This is a genomic window from Cupriavidus pauculus, from assembly GCF_022179805.1.
GTDB lineage: Bacteria > Pseudomonadota > Gammaproteobacteria > Burkholderiales > Burkholderiaceae > Cupriavidus > Cupriavidus pauculus_E.
Genome location: NZ_BPUO01000003.1, coordinates 76,533 through 92,635, shown reverse-complemented (window position 1 = coordinate 92,635; position 16,103 = coordinate 76,533). Strand labels below are relative to the sequence as shown.

The window sequence follows — 16,103 nt, the reverse complement described above, 5'->3', positions numbered from 1 at the left end:
CTGTCGGTCGCAACGTCAGGCGATGTAATCGGGCTGGCGCGACGGCGCGGCGGCTGCAAACGCGGGGTGGGCGAGTGCGTGATCGTGGATGGCCATGGCGCGGGGGTAGGCGGACAGGTCGCAGCCCATGCGCAGCGCGTTGGCGATCTGCGGCACCAGTGTCACGTCTGCCAGCGTCGGTGCATCGCCAAAGCAGTAGCTGCCGTGGCCGTAGCGTGCAAGCAGCCGTTCCACGCCGGCCATGCCTTCGTCGATCCAGTGGCGGTACCACGCGTCCTTCTGTTCGGGCGTCACCTTGAGCACGCTATCGAGGTAGCGCAGCACGCGCATGTTGTTGACCGGATGGATATCGCAGCCGACCAGGTTGGCCAGTTCCAGCACGCGTGCACGGTGCACGGGGTCTTGCGGGATCAGGCGCGGTTCCGGATGGCGTGCGTCCAGGTAGTCCATGATGGCGGGCGACTGGCTCAGGTGGAAATCGTCGTCCACCAGCGCGGGCACGCTGGCCGACGGATTGATGCCGTCCACATACTCCGGTTCGCGATGCTGCCCCGTGCGGATGTTGACTGGCAGATAGTCATAAGGCAGGCCCTTCAGGGCCAGCGCAATCCGCACGCGGTACGACGTGGAGCTATTGAAGAAACTATAGAGCTGCATGATGGCCCCGCAAGATCAGATGACGCGCACCTTGAGTTCGCCAAGGCCGGCCACGGCCGTCACCATGAGGTCACCGGCCTTGACCGCGCCAACGCCCTCGGGCGTGCCCGTGTAGATCACATCGCCCGGTTCCAGGCGGAAGAACTGCGACAGGTAGGCCACGGTCTCGGCCACGGACCAGATCAGGTGCGTCACGTCGCTGCTCTGCTTCGTTTCGCCGTTGACGGTCAGCGTGATCGCGGCCTGTTGCGGATGGCCTGCCTCGCTGACGCGATGGATCGGGCCGATCGGTGCCGAGGCGTCGAAAGCCTTGCCGATTTCCCAGGGGCGGCCCATCTCGCGCATCTTCATCTGCAGGTCGCGACGCGTCATGTCCAGGCCCACTGCGTAGCCGTACACGTATTGCAGCGCATCTTCCACGGCGATATTGGCGCCAGACTTGCCGATCACGGCCACCAGTTCCGCTTCGTAGTGGTAGTTCTGCGTCTGCGACGGATAGGGCAGTTCCAGCGTCTGGCCGTCCTGCACCGGAATCACCGCATCGGTCGGCTTGCAGAAGAAGAACGGGGGTTCGCGGTCCGGATCGAAGCCCATCTCGCGGGCATGTGCGGCGTAGTTGCGGCCAACGCAGTAGACGCGGCGAACGGCGAACACGTCATCGGTGCCGGCAACGGGGACGGCGACAGTGGCGGGGGGCGTAAAGACGTACTTCATGGTTGTGGTTCCCAGCAAGAAAAGGGTGAACGGGGCCACGGCGCGCATCACATGTGCGCCGATGGCAATCGAAGTCGAAATCGAAGTGGATCAGGTACGCGATTCGCGCAGCAGGTTCAGCGCGGACAACACCGGCCGGTCGGAATAGCTGAACAGCACGGCGTCCTCGATGGCACCCAGTTGCACCGGGGCCCAGGACGGCACGACGAACACGTCGCGCGGCTCGAACTGGAACTGGGCATCGCCAATACGCACGGTGCCGCTGCCTTCCACGACGCTGTAGACCGTGGCGTCGGTGCTGCGATAGGTCTTGCCCTGGAAGCCGGCCGGCAGGTACTGCATGAACGTGGCGATGGTCGGCATCGGCCAGCCGCCCGTGGCGGGGTTCACGTAGCGCAGTTTCACGCCGTCCCACGCATCGAGGTCGCCATTGCGGAAAAGCTGGTCCAGCGCTTCGCGCGAACGCTCGTACGGGTAGCTGAAGATCGGCGAGGTGGGATCGCTGACCCGATGACGCACCGGCACCATGTTGTGGCCAAAGCGCGCAAAGCTGTCGCCCTCGGGCCGCAGTACGGGTTGCTGCGCCTCGGGGTAGTTCTCGGCAAAGCCTGCATCGAACTGCTGCACAAGCGGAATATCGAGGCCGTCGAGCCAGACCACGGGTTCGCCGCCATCGGCTTCGGCAGGGTTGCCATGGTCATGCCAGGTCCACGACGGCGTGATGATGAAATCGCCGGGATGCATGGTGGTGCGCTCACCATTGACAGCGGTCCATGCGCCCCGGCCTTCGACGATGAAGCGCAACGCCGACTGCGTATGACGATGGCTCGGCGCCACCTCGCCCGGCAGTATCAGTTGCAGGCCGGCATACAGCGTGGATGTGATGCTCGACTTGCCCGGCAGGCCGGGGTTCTCCAGCACCAGCACGCGGCGCACGGCTTCTTCGGCGCTGATGACGCGGCCGGCCTGCATCACCAGCGGGCGGATCTGCGCGTATTTCCAGATGGCGGGAACGATCTGCGGGCGTGGCTGCGGCGGCACCAGCGCATGCAGCGATTCCCACAGCGGTGTCATGTGGCTTTGGCCGATGCGTTCGTAATATGCGGCGCGCGCCTGGTCGAGAGAGTGCTCTGACATGTTGTCTCCATCTGCTTTTGTCGCGGCGCCTGTGAGATCGGCACCTGCTGTTGCTTGGATTTATACGTCGCGCGCTATAAGATTTGAAATGAAAATTTGCTGGGATGTATATTAAAAAAGGTATAGGTAGACCGATATGGATTGGACTCAGCGCCTCAGGCTGCGCAATTTGCAGATGCTCCTGAGCTTGGCGGAGACCGGCAACATGAGCCAGTCGGCCGCCATGCTCAACACCACCCAGCCGGGGTTGTCGAAGTGGCTCAAGGATCTCGAAGACGACATTGGCCTGCCGTTGTTCGAGCGTCAGGCCCGTGGCCTGCGGCCGACGCCCTATGGCGAATCGCTGATCGAACATGCGCGTCGCATCGAGGCCCAGCTCGATACGGCCCGTGATGACATGCAGGCCATGCGGGATGGCGGTAGCGGCATTGTGGTGGTGGGAACGTCGGGCGCATCGGCCGCCGATACCGTGCCGCTGGCAGTGCTTGGGCTGATGCAACGGCAGCCGCGTGCGCAGGTCAGGCTGGTGGAAACGACGATGGACCGGCTGATGAGCCAGCTTGCCCACAGTGAACTCGACATCGTGGTGGGGCGTTCGGCGCCGGAGTTGCAGGACACGCAGGTACGTAGCGAATCGCTCTATATGGAGCCGATCCACTTTGTGACGCGGCCGCGCCATCCGCTGATGTTGCGCGACCACGTGGAGTGGCACGACCTGCAGGCGTATCGCTGGGTGGTCTGGCCACGCGGCACGCCGATTCGCAACGCACTGGAAGCGGCGCTGGCCAGCGCCGGTTACCCGTTGCCGACCGATTCGATCGAAAGCAATTCCACGGTGCTCAACCTGACGCTTCTGAACAATAGCGACATGATTGGCCTTGCTTCGCACCGCACGGCGCGCCGGCTTGAAGAACTGGGCGCATTGCGGATCGTGCCGCTGCGGCTGGCGGGCTTTGGTTCGGTGTCGATGTACTGGCGCGACGACGGACTCAAGCGCTCGGCGGTGGTGACGATGCTGGAATGCCTCAGGCGGGCGGCGGACCGGTCAGTGCCCGACGATGGCGCCGGGGCCCACGTGACCAGCCCGCACCAGGATATCGCCTGAGCGCTCTGGCTTGTGTGGATCAAGGGTGGCCTGGGCGTTGCCACAGGCCACCTGCCCGCCGCGCCTGTTTAGAACTCCTGCTGGGTCGGTCGCAGGACGATTTCGTTGATATCCACGTCGGCCGGCTGCTCGATGGCGTAAGTGATCGCGCGAGCGACGGCGTCGGCAGGAATGGCCATCTTGTAGAAGTCCTTCACAAACGCCGCGCTATCCGCGTGGCTGCTGCCGTGCTTCAGTTCCGAGTCAACCGCACCGGGTTCGATCGTCGTGGTGCGGATCGCACCGCCAACTTCGTCGCGCAAGCCTTCGGAGATGGCTCGCACGGCAAACTTGGTGCCGCTGTAGACGGTTCCGCCTGGGCTGAACACCTTGATGCCGGCCACCGAGGCAATGTTGATGAAGTGGCCGCTACCTTGCTTCTGGAAGACGGGGAGTGCAGCGGCGATGCCGTAGAGAACGCCCTTGATGTTGATGTCGATCATTCGATCCCATTCATCAACCTTGGTCTCGCTGAGCGGGGCGATCGACATCAGGCCGGCGTTGTTGATGAGTACGTCGACTTTCCCGAAGGCGCTTACGGCGCTGTCGATCAGCTTGCGCATGTCGTCCTGTTTGGTCACGTCCGTCTGCACGACTTCGGCCTTGCCGCCGGCCGCACGCAATTCCGCTGCAATGGCATTCAGGCGATCCACCCGGCGCGCGGCCAGGACGACTGCCGCGCCCCGTGCCGCCAGGTGCCGGGCGGTGGCTTCTCCCAGACCGCTGCTTGCGCCGGTGATTACAACGACCTTACCTTCGATGTTCGCGCTCATGTCATCTCCTTTGCGATAAGAACTGAAGCGATGAGGGAAGTATCGGCGAGCCAAAGATTTCAGAAAATGGAAACGATATGCTTTCAGAATTCCAAAAAAAGGAAGCATCGGAATGCTGAACCGACTGGAGATGTTGCGGATATTCGTGGCGGCCGCCGAAACCGGCAGCTTCAAGGATGCCGCCATCCGCTTGGGCATTTCTCCCCAGGCCGTGACGCGTGCGGTCCAGGAGCTCGAACGCTTGCAGGGGGAACTACTGTTTCACCGGAATACACGCCAGATCCGCATCACGGCGTTCGGTGAGGCACTCGCGCAGACGGCGCGTGACCGCCTGGCGTTGATCGACGCGATGTTCTCCCCAGGCGAAGCCGTCAAGGACGAGGACTACGCTGGCATCGTTCGCATTACCGCGCCGAAAGCGCTGGGTCGAATCGGATTGCTCCCACCGCTGACAAGCGTGGCCATTGCACATCCCGGCCTGCGCATTGACCTCAGTCTCAGCGATACCCCCGCTGATGTCGTGGACGAGCGCATCGACATTGGTGTGCGGTTCGGGCCGGTGCGAGACAACCGGTTCATTGCGCGCAAGGTCAATAGTCATGCGTTCCATGTGGTCGCAACGCCCGCCCTTATCGAGCGAACGGGGACGCCGACGCAAATCCACGATCTCGAAACCTTGCCAACGACGGTCATGAACGACTCGTCGACCGGCCGCCCCTGGCCGTGGCTATTCGCGCAGGGACGCAAATACACGCCTTCGGCGCCGACGTTTGCCAGCAATGACTCCGAAGCGGAGCTGGATGCGGTGCTATCGGGTCTGGCGTTCGGCCAGATTGCCGGATTCCTGGCCGAGGATCACATCGCGGCGGGACGCCTGGTGCGCGTGATGCAACCTCTCGAGCCAAGTCCGTGGGACCTCTATGTCTACCGGCCCCAGCGGGGGCCTGTGGCGCCTCGTGTTCGGCTGGTGTTCGATGGACTGGTGAAATCGCTGGCGGGTGCTTGAGCGCCAGGAGTCCCTGACCGAACTAAATAAATGGTGTCGCCCCGGCTCTGCAGGACCCATTCCCTGCCATGCGGCCCATTTTCCCGAAAGCCGTTTCTATTTGCCGCGGAGAACCAGCCGCAGACGGCATGTGCACCGCACAAATTAATCGGTGCAAATAACTATTGACCCGGATATACCTCCCGGAGTCTAGTCTCTGAGCCTCCCTCCTCATTGTGTTTTCCATTTATCGGGCCGCGAAAGGAGGGCGTCAGCGGTAGTTTTTTGGCTCTTGAGCAGGCATTCCTTGGGGAGCATTTGATGAAGTTGGCGGACACACGGGTCAGTACCCGGCTGGTGGCAGGTTTCCTCTTTGTACTCATCCTGCTGGCGATCATCGTCGGCATTGCCTGGTGGCGTCTGCAAGCCAGCTCCAGCGTCATGACGACCATGATGGACGACGTGCTCGTGAAGGAGCGCCTGTCATCCGAATGGGCGGCCAGTACCAATGCCAATGGCGCGCGCACCATGATTCTTGTGGAAACCACGGATCCGGAGCGGCAGAAACAGATTCAGGCCCAGATCAAGCAAACCAGCAGCAGGATCAGTGAAATTCAAAAGCGGCTGGAGGCGTCCGCGCAAGGGTCGGAGGAAAGCGGGTTTTTTTCAATGATCGCTGAAAAGCGTAGTGCCTATATTGCCGCGAGGGACCGCGTATTCAAGGAAAAGGCAGTCAATGAAGATAATGCCCGCAATCTAATGCGCTCAAACCTGGAGCCGGCATTGAACGATTACGTGGCCACGATCGGGAAAATGACAGCCCATCACTCGGCGCGCAGCACGAGCATGAGTGAAGAGATCCTGCGCCTGTCACGCGACGCGCAGCAGCAAGTGCTGATCCTGGGTGGCCTTGCGGTGCTCCTGGGCCTGGGCATCGCGGTTGTGATTTCCAGCAGCATCAGGAAGCAACTGGGTGGCGAGCCGGCGTATGCGGTCAAGGTTGCGCATCGCATCGCGGCCGGCGATCTGACCAGCACCATCCGCGCCGCAGATGGGGCGGAGGAAAACCTGTTGAACGCGATGGAAACCATGCAGGGGAGCCTGGTGCAAATCGTCGGCGATGTGCGCAACGGCACGGACACCATCGCCACTGCATCGAGCCAGATTGCCGCAGGCAATCTCGAACTATCTTCGCGTACCGAGGAGCAGGCAGCATCGCTGGAGGAGACGGCCGCGTCGATCGAGGAACTGACTGGCACGATCCGGCAAAGCTCGGAAAACGCCAGGCAGGCCAACCAGTTGGCGGTGACAGTCTCGGAAGTGGCGGTGAAGGGCGGCGCCGTGGTGTCGCAGGTCGTGGAGACGATGGGATCGATCAGCGAGTCCTCCAGGAAAATTATGGACATCACTGGCGTGATCGAGAGCATCGCGTTCCAGACCAATATTCTCGCCCTGAACGCGGCGGTGGAAGCTGCGCGGGCTGGCGAACAAGGCCGGGGTTTTGCTGTCGTGGCGGGGGAGGTGCGCGCGCTGGCTCAACGGTCTGCGGCAGCGGCGAAGGAGATCAAGACGTTGATCGACGACTCTGTGACGAAGGTCGATCAGGGCAACCAGCTTGTGGGGGAGGCGGGGGCCACGATGGGCGAGATTGTGGCGGGCGTCACGCGTGTGACGGACCTCATGGGCGAAATCACGGCGGCGACGCAGGAGCAATTCGCGGGGATCGAGCAGGTCAACCAGGCGATTGCACAGATCGACGAGGTCACGCAGCAGAACGCGGCCCTGGTGGAGCAGGCGTCCGCAGCGGCGCAGTCCATGCAGGAGCAGGCAGAAACCTTGGCTCAGGCCGTAAGGGTGTTCAAACTTGAAGTGGACGCGTCGCAGTCAGGCGGGGGCTCCCGGCGCGGCTAGTGGTTAGTGCGAAGAGCATTCCGGCGCCTAGGCGCCACGGCGCCGGGAGAAGTCAGCTCTGGCGGGCATCCACGCCAGCGCGAACAGCAACAAGGCGAACGGCGTGACGAAGATAAAGCCGATGCTTTGGAAGCCCGCCGCACCGGCCATGCCGCCAAGCACGAAAGACAGCAGCAGGCCGCCGGTACGCTTCAGGCGGGGCAGGTCGGCGCGGATTCGGGCGTGTTCCGGCAGCGCGCGCCGGTTCCAGTAGAGCATCTTGCCCAGCTCCATCCCGAAATCCGTGATGTTGCCGGTCATATGCGTGGTGCGAACACTTCCGGCGGATGTCTTGGAGCCGATCGCGTTTTGCAATCCCATCATGAAGCAAAGCAGCAAGACAGTGGCCGGTGCCGCAAATGGCGTTTGCCAGCTCAGCGTGGCGGTCCCGAGCACGCCGAAAGGGAACAGCAGAGCCGCTTCCAGCAGCAGCGGCAAAGCGTAGATACTGCGCGCCCGGATCCGGCGCGAGAAATTCACCAGGATTGCTGTGGCGGCAGCCCCGATGGTGAACGAGACGATCGCCGCCGCAGACGCGACCACCATCGCGAAATCCCTCAGTATCAAGCCGTCCGCCACCTGCGAAGCAAAGCCGGTCATGTGCGAGGTATAGCGCTGCAGCACAATATAGCCACCCGCATTCACCGCGCCGGCATTCAGCGCAAGTAGCAAGCCGAGCGCAAGGTTTGAGGAAGGGGTGCGGTGCCGGTGGGTCAGAAAGCGGAGGCGTCTCATGGTTCCAGCGGGTTTCAGTCGGCCAGACCAGAGTATCGCGCAGTTCACGGGGGCAGGGGCAGGCTGCGTAAGCTGTTGCTTTGCCGTGGTTCGGATCACCTTGAATTGGTCGAACTCGCCTGCCGGTCGGCGCTGCCCTCGGAGTGATAGCTGGTAGCTCCAATTCCTGGCGAGCAATTGGGTATCGATGATGTCGGAAACGGCGACCGTCGCTTACTGCTCCGAAGCGGTCATCTGGCTTGCTGTGAGAGCAGCCACTCGTGCGGCTGCAATGAGAAATCAGATCTCGCGGACGGCAGACGGATTTCCAGATGTTTGTAGACGGCACCTATTTCTCAATTTCGCGTCCGATCATCAACGCTGAGGACACTCGATGTCGACTTGAACGGCTACTCACGAAAACTGGGCTTTGTTGGCTTTCCCGTGAGCGCCTATTCTTTTCTTTGCCCATAGGCCCCGGGAGAAGCCATGCCTTGGAAGGCGAGATACTCCCGCAAAGACCTTCGTATTAACGTTCCTCGATATCTGATAGAAACTGCAGTTAAGACGACTGAGGACGATTACTACAGCCTTAGCATTGATGCCGAAGGAAAAATATCGGCAGATCGTTCGTGACCGTTCCGTTCTATCTGCCGTAGGCGGTTGGCACGGAAATCCGCCCGGCCCAAAAACTGCCAGATCGGAAACACCGGGTATTGGTCACTACAAATCGAGCGCCGCAAGGCTTCCAATGGCGCGCCGATGTAGCCTGATTGCCAAATCAGGTTTCCTAAGTCCTGGCGGCGCTTGCATGCGGCGCACTGTGTAAAGACGGGAGGGACATGATGGATCTGCGTCGCGACCTACCGGCGCGCCTGGAGCGTGTCACGGACACTGGCTTGATTTCTGAGGCGCATTCGTCAAGCCGAGCGGTGATCGAGCGTGCTGCAATTGAACCGGCGTTGGAGAGGGCCAAGCTCGCTGCAGCCGACCGGGAACTCCGAAGCAAGGCGTACGCTCCGTTGCTGCGACTCATCTCCCAAGATGCAGAAGCGCAGGAAGCATGGAAGAGCTTGCGCGAACTGATCGCGCAAAGCGTCGAACGCCGAAAGAATCTGTTGCCAGTTAGATCTGTGACAGGTGGGTGGTCTAGCTTTGACCTGCATCCGAACCTGAATATGTTCACGCCTCCCTATGATCTTGATGCGGTCAACGAAATGTCTGGACCAGCGGTTACCGCAAGTGCGGACAGGGTAGCGGCGGCTGTGGCGGTTGGGCTAGGGGCCGGTGACCACGACGGCGGGGCAAGGGTGGCAAGCGCTCAAATTTCGATCGTTCTTCGATCGTCAACTGCCGGCGTACTCCGGTTCTGTCCATGGCTCAACTATCAATGGTCGTACGCAATTACGGCTTCCTTCTGCCTCGGCGCCGAAATCGAAGGCAATGTCATTACAACCGTTGTAGAGAACGGTCGCCTGGTAGGCACGCAGAACCTGCGGCTGTTTAGCGCTACGGATGGGGTGGCAAGTGAGACGGGCTCAATTGGATCGGCGCTCGAGATCTATTTCCCCATTGAGCCCGGACGAAACTACGTCTGCTCGGTAACCGCGACGATCTGGGGAGACCAGTCGGGTTCGGGCTTCCTGTTTGGAGACAGCAGCTTCTCAAACGGTCGCGTTCGCCTGGAAGTTCCAATGCTAGTTGCGGATCTGCGGTAAATAACGAACGAGCACGGCTGAATTGCCTTGGCAGAGCGCACCGACGCGGGACGCCGACCTTCCGGAAATTCGATTGTCGACGATTCAAGCGGCGGAGTCGGACGCCCGCTTCTGGCCCATCTCGGCCATCGGCCGTGCGCGGGCGAATATCGAACCAGAACGATCGGCAGGGCAATGGGCGAGTTCATGTGTTTGGCGTGCATGTTTCGAACTGGCCACCTCGTATAGGTGGCCAATGCCCGTCTTGTAAGCCGAAGTATCAAGCGCTCGGCTGGATACGTGTTCTCACAAGCCGAAGGTTCGGGCGCTACATGCGGTACACCTGCGCGACTTCAAATACAGGTCATGGACGCAGCCATGTGGTGCTTGCCGTCCGACAACCTTCAACTGGAGTTACGCCATGACACGCCTTCAAGTTTCATCGTTTGCCGCGACCCTGATTGTCTCTGGACTTGTGTGGGGTATCTCTGCAGCTTTCCCGGTCGCTGCGCAAGCGGCCGAAGCCCCGCATGCCTTGACACGCGCCGAAGTGCGCGCGGACCTCGAAGCGTGGCAACGAGCCGGCCTCGCCGAGTACTTCCGCGGGAATGGTGGCCCAAACATCACGAGTCCTGAGTACCAGCGGCGACTCGAGGCATATCAGGCAGAACGCTCAGGCATCAAGCAGTGACTCGGTCCTGGTGCAACCTCGGTCCGCTAACTCCGTCGAGTCGGTCAGATCGTCCGGCGCGCGAATGCCCCAGCGCGCCGGATCGTGAGCATGAGCAACAAGGCGATGGGTAGCGACATGCTCCAGAACGACCAGTTCGCAAGGGCAAGGGCCCCGGCGATTGCGCCAGTAGCGAAGCCGAGCACGGCAGGCAGCATCTTCCCAAGCCGCTTGCGGATCGCGCTACGCGCTTCCCCCGTGGCACCCGCATAATCCACGGCGTCTATCACTATCTGCGTGGTGTTCCCGGTCATGATCGTGGTGGGCCCCGCATCGGCAAGCGCGGTGCGGGACAAGGTGTTCTGGATCCCCATTGCGGCGACCGCGAGCAGACCACAGATCACGACAATCGGCGCGCCGGGATCCGGGATTGGCGATGCCTCAAGTCCGATCGCCATGAAACCCGCCAGCAGCACACACTCGGCGAGGATCAGCACGGTAACTGGATCGGAGTTGCGTCGCTGCAGCGCCACCTCCACGAGCCTGGTTCCGGCCACAGCCACAACGAACGTCGGCAACGCCAGCAACTTGGCAAGCAGTCCTTCCGATGTGCCAATCATCTGCACACCGATCATGATGAAGTTGCCGGTCACGTGCGCCGTAAAGAGCCCGAACAAGGCAGCAAAGCCAACGACATCGACATAGCCGGCCACGAACGACAAAAGCCACCCGGGCACGCCCACCGTGCTGTTGCCAGCGACCGCCTTTGGGGATGGGGAAGGGGGCATGGGGGCTCCGGAGATGAGTGAATTGGAGAGATTCTGCACTCATCAGGGCAAGTGTGTGGTTTCGTCCATTGCACTACTATCTCGGAGTCACGACGCCCGTCCCATCCCATACCTTCAGGAGATCACCATGCCTTTGGTTCGAATCAGCCTCTCCGCCAGTCACTCGAAAGAAACGGTGAAGACAATCAGCGACGTCATCTATGAGGTCATGCTCGACGTTGCGAGCGTCCCCCTCAACGACAAATTCCAGATCATCCACAGTCATGCGCCCGGCGAGCTGGTGTACCCAGAAGAGGGCTATCTTGGCATCCAGTACACACCGAATATCGTCTTCATTCAGGTGACCTGGAATGCCGGGCGTTCTGTCGAAGTAAAGAAGGCGTTCTACAAGGCGGTGGCCGAGGGCATCAGCCAGCGCACCGGCACCCGAATCGAGGATGTCTGGATCAATCTTGTCGATGTCCAGCGGGAAAACTGGTCCTTTGGGAATGGTGAAATGCAGTACGCGCCGAAGTAGAGATCGCTAAACGGACTGCGGTGACTTGGCTTTCCGTCGCCGCAAGCCGGCCTCAATGCGACGACACGTACGTCGCATCGGCAAATGCCGGCAAGGCGAAACTGTCGCGCATGCGCCGGGTCTCGGCGGCTGGCGACAAACCGAAGAGGCGCTTGAACTCCCGGCTGAACTGCGAAGCGCTGGTGTAGCCCACGGCGTGGCTGGCGGAGTCCGCGCTCAGGCCCTGGCGCACCATCAGCAACCGCGCCTGATGCAGGCGAGTCGACTTGACGTACTGCATCGGCGATACTCGCGTAATGGCCTTGAAGTGGCTGTGAAAGCTCGGAACGCTCATGTTCGCTTCCTCGGCAAGCTGCGTCACGTCGAGTGACTGTGCATAGCGGGTGTGGATGAGCCGCAGGGATCGGGCGATCTGGCCGAATTGCCCGCGCATGGCCAGGGCCTCCCGCATCGAGCGTCCTTGCGCACCCGTCAGTACGCGGAAATACAGCTCGCGCAGCAGTGCCGGGCCCAACACGGCGGCCTCCAGCGGACGGTGCATCGCCTCCAGAAAGCGCAGCACGGACGCTAGCATTGCATCATCCATTGGCGTCGACATCATGCTCTGTGGCGCCTGTATCTGCTCCGACGCGCCTTCGCGATCAATCTGTGCAGCCAGTTCCGCAGCCACGGTGAAATCGAGATGGAGGTACAGGGCAAGCAGCGGGCGATCCGGCGTGGCGTCGGTTTCCATCGTGAATGGCACGGGGACGGAGACAGCAAGGTAGTGATGCTCGTCGTACAGAAAGAGCTGATCGCCGAAGTAACCTCGCTTGCGGCCCTGGCACACGATCACGATGCCGGGGTCGTACAGCACTGGCGTACGCGGCAACGCCTGGTTCGAGCGCAGGATCCGGACGCTGGGCAGGGCCGTCAGGTTATATCCCTCGTCAGGCGCCAGGCCGCGCAGCAGTTCAACCATGCGGCGCTGGTCTTGACGGGAGCTCGTATGCCGCTCCGCTGAGGCGGATTCTCCACTCATAGTTTTAGGCAAGAAATTTAGCGAAATCGGCCTTTGATGGCCTTGATCGCAAGACTACCATGCAGTCTCTACTGAACACGATGGAGACTGTTTCCATGCATTCAAGCAAAACTCTTCTTGTCACCGGCGTGAGCAGCGGGTTCGGCCGGGCGCTCGCCGAAGAGGCGCTCGCGGCGGGCCACAGGGTCGTCGGTACGGTGCGCAGCGCGGAGGCAAAGCGCGATTTCGAGGCCCTCTCCACTGAACGTGCTTTCGGACGGATTCTCGACGTGACGGATTTCGACGCCATCGACGGCGTGGTGGCCGAAATCGAAACGACCGTGGGGCCCATCGACGTGCTGATCAACAACGCCGGCTACGGGCACGAAGGCGTCATGGAAGAATCGCCGCTGTCGGAGATGCGTCGACAGTTTGACGTCAACGTCTTTGGCGCGGTCGCGATGATGAAGGCGGTACTACCATTCATGCGCGCACGCCGACGCGGGCACATCCTTAACATCACGTCGATGGGCGGCTTCATCACGATGCCCGGCATCACGTACTACTGCGGCAGCAAGTTCGCGCTCGAAGGCATCTCCGAAGCACTGTCCAAGGAAGTCGCGCATCTGGGCATCGCCGTGACCGCCGTGGCACCCGGCTCCTTCCGGACCGACTGGGCAGGGCGATCAATGACGCGGACTCCTCGGAGCATCGAGGACTACGACAAGGTGTTCGACCCCGTCCGCAAGATGCGCGAACAGAAAAGCGGAAAGCAACTGGGAGATCCGCGCAAGGCGGCACGCGCAATGCTTTCCGCCATCGCCGCCGACAGCCCGCCCGTTCATCTACTGCTCGGCAGCGATGCACTGCGCCTGGTGCGAAGCAAGCTGTCGGCGATTGATGAAGAAATCCGGGCTTGGGAGACGGTGACGGTTTCGACGGATGGTTGAGAGGTGCGGGAGGGCGGGTCCTGGCGGCTGTTACCCGGGAAGCCCTGCCATGGCGGTCGCTCGCTATTGATGCGTCGCCGTCGGGACGAGCTGCCAAGTGCCAAACTCGTTTGTGAATAGCGAGCCAGACTGATACGCAATTGGCGTCGCTTCTTCGACTATGTACTTTGGTGCGTCGGGTGCGGCAGAAAATGTGTGTCCTGGGAGGATGTCCGGCTCTTCCGAAAATAAATACCAAGTGAAAAGCGAGGCCAGCTTCGCGGCGTTCGGTATTCCCGCAGGCATCCGCACATCTTTCACCCCAGCGCGATAGGCGCCGAGGCTAGATCCGATTGCCCGAGTCTGCGGACTTCATCCAGGTTCTTGCCTTCCATTGTGAACTGCTCCGTTGCGAGTGGCGGTACGACGTATTGCATGCTGCACGGCGGCAGCATGCGTGAATGGCGAATCGAACGTTCTACTCGTTCGAAAACCGTGCGCCGCCTGCCGGGCGGATGTACTTGGGAACAGGCATGCCGGCCCGCTGCGCTGCGGCGAGGATGCCAGCCTCGATGGCACCCGCATCGCGAACGCTGTCGAATTCCCCGTCCTTGAAAATCACGTTGGCTCCGTAGACCACCATGAAGCCCTCCGCCGCCTCCTTGGCATCCGCGGGAACGGAAAACGTATGCACGGAACCGCCGGGCTCGTACAGGTAGCTGCCTGCAGTTTGTGGATCCTCGGGATACTCCACATAGTTCCACTGGCCCTTGGTCGTGAAGAAGTGAACGGTGCCGGTGTGAAAGTGTGGTGGCAGTTGGGTGCCTGGCTCGAACTTGCCGTAGAGCACCCAGATACCGTTTTCACGGTCCAGGAACAGGGGGGTGATCGTCGAGCCCGCTTCCGATCCCGGGAATTCGGGGACGTCGTGGATGTTGACGGAGAGGAGACGGTCTTGATGGGTAACGACTTTTGGTAGGGACATGCTGATTCCGGAACAGAGACTGCTGGTTGATGTTTAAACGCGGATGATTCCTTCCTTCCCGTCCCACTCCCGCGCGGCCTCGGCAACTTTCTTGAAGTACTCGCCCTTGCCGCCACGCGTTTCGGAGATCTCGATGACGCAGCTCGGCAGGTCCTTGTGGACCAGGTAGGTGAAACGGCCGCGTTGACCCATCTGGCCCGCGTGACCTTCCACGTAGCCGGCTTCGATCAACTGTGCGCGAAGCTCGTCGTAGTGGTCCTCTGTCCAGAACGCCACGTGCTGCATGCAGTCGCCGCCTGCTGTCTTGAGAGAGTCCCGATACAGCGACGGCGCGTCGTCGTGCTGCTGGATCAACTCAAGCTGGATGTAGTCGGAATTGGCCACCGCAATCGAGATCTTCGGCGGCGTGGAGTCCTTGCCGTAGTAGGTGAAGACCGACGGCGTGGCGTCTTCGCGGTAGAACCAGGGGCCAACGCCGAGTACGCGCGACCAGTGTTCCATGGCCTTCTCGATGTCCTTGACGATGTAGCCGATCTGGTGAATCCCGCCGTAGATTTTGCTCATGTGTATGCACTCCGAACAGATGATTGAATGGGTGAAGCGAAGGCGAATGAAGCCCTGCCGCACGGCTGGTCCGCGCGGTTGGAAGCTATTTGCAAGGGCTTAGAGGGAGAGGGCGCCGTCGACCCGAAGCTCGATGCCGGTGATGTACCTGGCGTCGTCGCTCGCGAGAAACGCTGCGGCATTGCCGATATCCTCGGGCGTACCCTGGCGTCCCATCGGGCAGCGCGCATCGCGTTCGATGTTTGCTTGAACGGGGTCCGCATAGAGCTTTGTCGCGTGCGCCGTGCGAATCATCCCCGGCAGGATGACGTTCACGCGTACCTGATCCTTGGCGTAGCGTCGGGCTAGGACGCGGGTCATGTGATTCACCGCGGCCTTCGAAGTGTTGTACGAGAGATAGAACGTGGTGGGGCTGGGGCGGATGCTCGCGGTCGACGAAATGTTGACGACGGAGCCGCCGCCTTGCTTGACCATCAATGGAATGAACTGCTGGCACGCGAACAGGACACTCTTTAGATTGATGTCGTGGATGCGGTCCCAGGCTTCCTCGGTGATGTCCTCCAGCTCGCAGACATGCTCGGTGCCCACGTTGTTATGAAGGATGTCGACGCGGCCGTACCTCTCCACGGTCTGGTTCCTGAGCGCGATGATGTCTTCCTGCCTGGCGGCGTTCGCTTGCGCGGCCACGGCCTTGCCGCCTGCCTCCACGATGCTGTCCACCGTGCGTTGGGCGGCGGCCACGTCCATGTCCACGCAGACCACCGTGGCACCTTCCCTGGCATAGCATTGCGCGGCCGCGCCGCCATTGCTCAGTCCTTGCGGCGGATTGCCGCCACCGATCACCACCGCGATACGACCTTCTAGATTGCGTTGCATGGC

Annotated in this window: 17 protein-coding genes; 7 read left to right on the top strand and 10 right to left on the bottom strand. The window is 61.4% G+C overall.

From position 1 onward, the window contains the following. Positions 1-15 precede the first annotated feature (15 nt). The 3 genes from maiA to gtdA form a co-directional block, all read right to left on the bottom strand. Positions 16-657: a maleylacetoacetate isomerase gene (gene maiA / locus MFF62_RS06550; RefSeq protein ID WP_238261398.1), complete on the bottom strand. Its 642-nt coding sequence runs from the start codon at positions 655-657 to the stop codon at positions 16-18. Positions 658-672: 15 nt separating this feature from the next. Then, the gene (locus MFF62_RS06545) at positions 673-1,371 is read right to left on the bottom strand and encodes a fumarylacetoacetate hydrolase family protein (protein ID WP_238261396.1); all 699 of its coding nucleotides are present in this window, start codon (positions 1,369-1,371) and stop codon (positions 673-675) included. Positions 1,372-1,461: 90 nt separating this feature from the next. After that, entirely contained in the window at positions 1,462-2,508 is a 1,047-nt protein-coding gene (gene gtdA, locus MFF62_RS06540; protein ID WP_238261394.1) for a gentisate 1,2-dioxygenase, read from the bottom strand. Positions 2,509-2,644: 136 nt separating this feature from the next. On the opposite strand from gtdA, the gene MFF62_RS06535 reads away from it, so the two are divergent. Continuing rightward, positions 2,645-3,613: a LysR family transcriptional regulator gene (locus tag MFF62_RS06535; protein WP_238261392.1), complete on the top strand. Its 969-nt coding sequence runs from the start codon at positions 2,645-2,647 to the stop codon at positions 3,611-3,613. A gap of 68 nt (positions 3,614-3,681) precedes the next feature. Here MFF62_RS06535 and MFF62_RS06530 read toward each other — a convergent pair whose 3' ends face one another. Further along, positions 3,682-4,425, bottom strand: coding sequence for an SDR family oxidoreductase (locus MFF62_RS06530; protein WP_238261390.1), 744 nt, complete (start codon positions 4,423-4,425; stop codon positions 3,682-3,684). 112 nt (positions 4,426-4,537) lie between these two features. On the opposite strand from MFF62_RS06530, the gene MFF62_RS06525 reads away from it, so the two are divergent. Together MFF62_RS06525 and MFF62_RS30745 are read left to right on the top strand one after the other, a co-directional pair. Continuing rightward, positions 4,538-5,431: a LysR family transcriptional regulator gene (locus tag MFF62_RS06525; RefSeq protein WP_238261388.1), complete on the top strand. Its 894-nt coding sequence runs from the start codon at positions 4,538-4,540 to the stop codon at positions 5,429-5,431. A 300-nt stretch (positions 5,432-5,731) separates the two neighbouring features. Next, positions 5,732-7,321, top strand: coding sequence for a methyl-accepting chemotaxis protein (locus MFF62_RS30745; protein ID WP_283205317.1), 1,590 nt, complete (start codon positions 5,732-5,734; stop codon positions 7,319-7,321). A gap of 27 nt (positions 7,322-7,348) precedes the next feature. Here MFF62_RS30745 and MFF62_RS06510 read toward each other — a convergent pair whose 3' ends face one another. Further along, positions 7,349-8,095 carry a YoaK family protein gene (locus tag MFF62_RS06510; protein ID WP_238261386.1) on the bottom strand — a complete coding sequence of 249 codons (747 nt, stop codon included), beginning with the start codon at positions 8,093-8,095 and terminating at the stop codon, positions 7,349-7,351. 821 nt (positions 8,096-8,916) lie between these two features. Here MFF62_RS06510 and MFF62_RS06505 point away from each other — a divergent pair. After that, positions 8,917-9,792: a hypothetical protein gene (locus tag MFF62_RS06505; RefSeq protein WP_238261384.1), complete on the top strand. Its 876-nt coding sequence runs from the start codon at positions 8,917-8,919 to the stop codon at positions 9,790-9,792. A 400-nt stretch (positions 9,793-10,192) separates the two neighbouring features. Then, positions 10,193-10,462 carry a DUF4148 domain-containing protein gene (locus MFF62_RS06500; RefSeq protein WP_238261382.1) on the top strand — a complete coding sequence of 90 codons (270 nt, stop codon included), beginning with the start codon at positions 10,193-10,195 and terminating at the stop codon, positions 10,460-10,462. 44 nt (positions 10,463-10,506) lie between these two features. Here the strand turns inward: MFF62_RS06500 and MFF62_RS06495 are convergent, their stop codons facing one another. After that, positions 10,507-11,229 carry a YoaK family protein gene (locus MFF62_RS06495; protein ID WP_238261381.1) on the bottom strand — a complete coding sequence of 241 codons (723 nt, stop codon included), beginning with the start codon at positions 11,227-11,229 and terminating at the stop codon, positions 10,507-10,509. 127 nt (positions 11,230-11,356) lie between these two features. Here MFF62_RS06495 and MFF62_RS06490 point away from each other — a divergent pair, with 127 nt between their 5' ends. After that, positions 11,357-11,746 (top strand): tautomerase family protein, encoded by a 390-nt coding sequence (locus tag MFF62_RS06490; RefSeq protein ID WP_238261379.1) that lies wholly within the window; start codon positions 11,357-11,359, stop codon positions 11,744-11,746. 52 nt (positions 11,747-11,798) lie between these two features. On the opposite strand, the gene MFF62_RS06485 is transcribed toward MFF62_RS06490, so the two are convergent. Further along, on the bottom strand, positions 11,799-12,707 hold the full coding sequence (locus tag MFF62_RS06485) for an AraC family transcriptional regulator (RefSeq protein ID WP_238261377.1): 909 nt from the start codon (positions 12,705-12,707) through the stop codon (positions 11,799-11,801). Between the two features lie 155 nt (positions 12,708-12,862). Here MFF62_RS06485 and MFF62_RS06480 point away from each other — a divergent pair, with 155 nt between their 5' ends. Next, complete coding sequence (locus tag MFF62_RS06480; RefSeq protein ID WP_238261375.1) at positions 12,863-13,696, top strand: oxidoreductase; 834 nt, start codon at positions 12,863-12,865, stop codon at positions 13,694-13,696. Positions 13,697-14,153: 457 nt separating this feature from the next. On the opposite strand, the gene MFF62_RS06475 is transcribed toward MFF62_RS06480, so the two are convergent. The 3 genes from MFF62_RS06475 to MFF62_RS06465 all read right to left on the bottom strand — a co-directional run bounded on the left by MFF62_RS06475 (position 14,154) and on the right by MFF62_RS06465 (position 16,100). Continuing rightward, a complete protein-coding gene (locus MFF62_RS06475; protein ID WP_238261373.1) occupies positions 14,154-14,660 on the bottom strand; it encodes a 2,4'-dihydroxyacetophenone dioxygenase family protein in 507 nt (168 codons plus the stop codon). A 33-nt stretch (positions 14,661-14,693) separates the two neighbouring features. Beyond that, positions 14,694-15,224 carry a VOC family protein gene (locus MFF62_RS06470; protein WP_238261371.1) on the bottom strand — a complete coding sequence of 177 codons (531 nt, stop codon included), beginning with the start codon at positions 15,222-15,224 and terminating at the stop codon, positions 14,694-14,696. A 99-nt stretch (positions 15,225-15,323) separates the two neighbouring features. Further along, on the bottom strand, positions 15,324-16,100 hold the full coding sequence (locus MFF62_RS06465) for an SDR family NAD(P)-dependent oxidoreductase (protein WP_238261369.1): 777 nt from the start codon (positions 16,098-16,100) through the stop codon (positions 15,324-15,326). Positions 16,101-16,103: the final 3 nt, after the last annotated feature.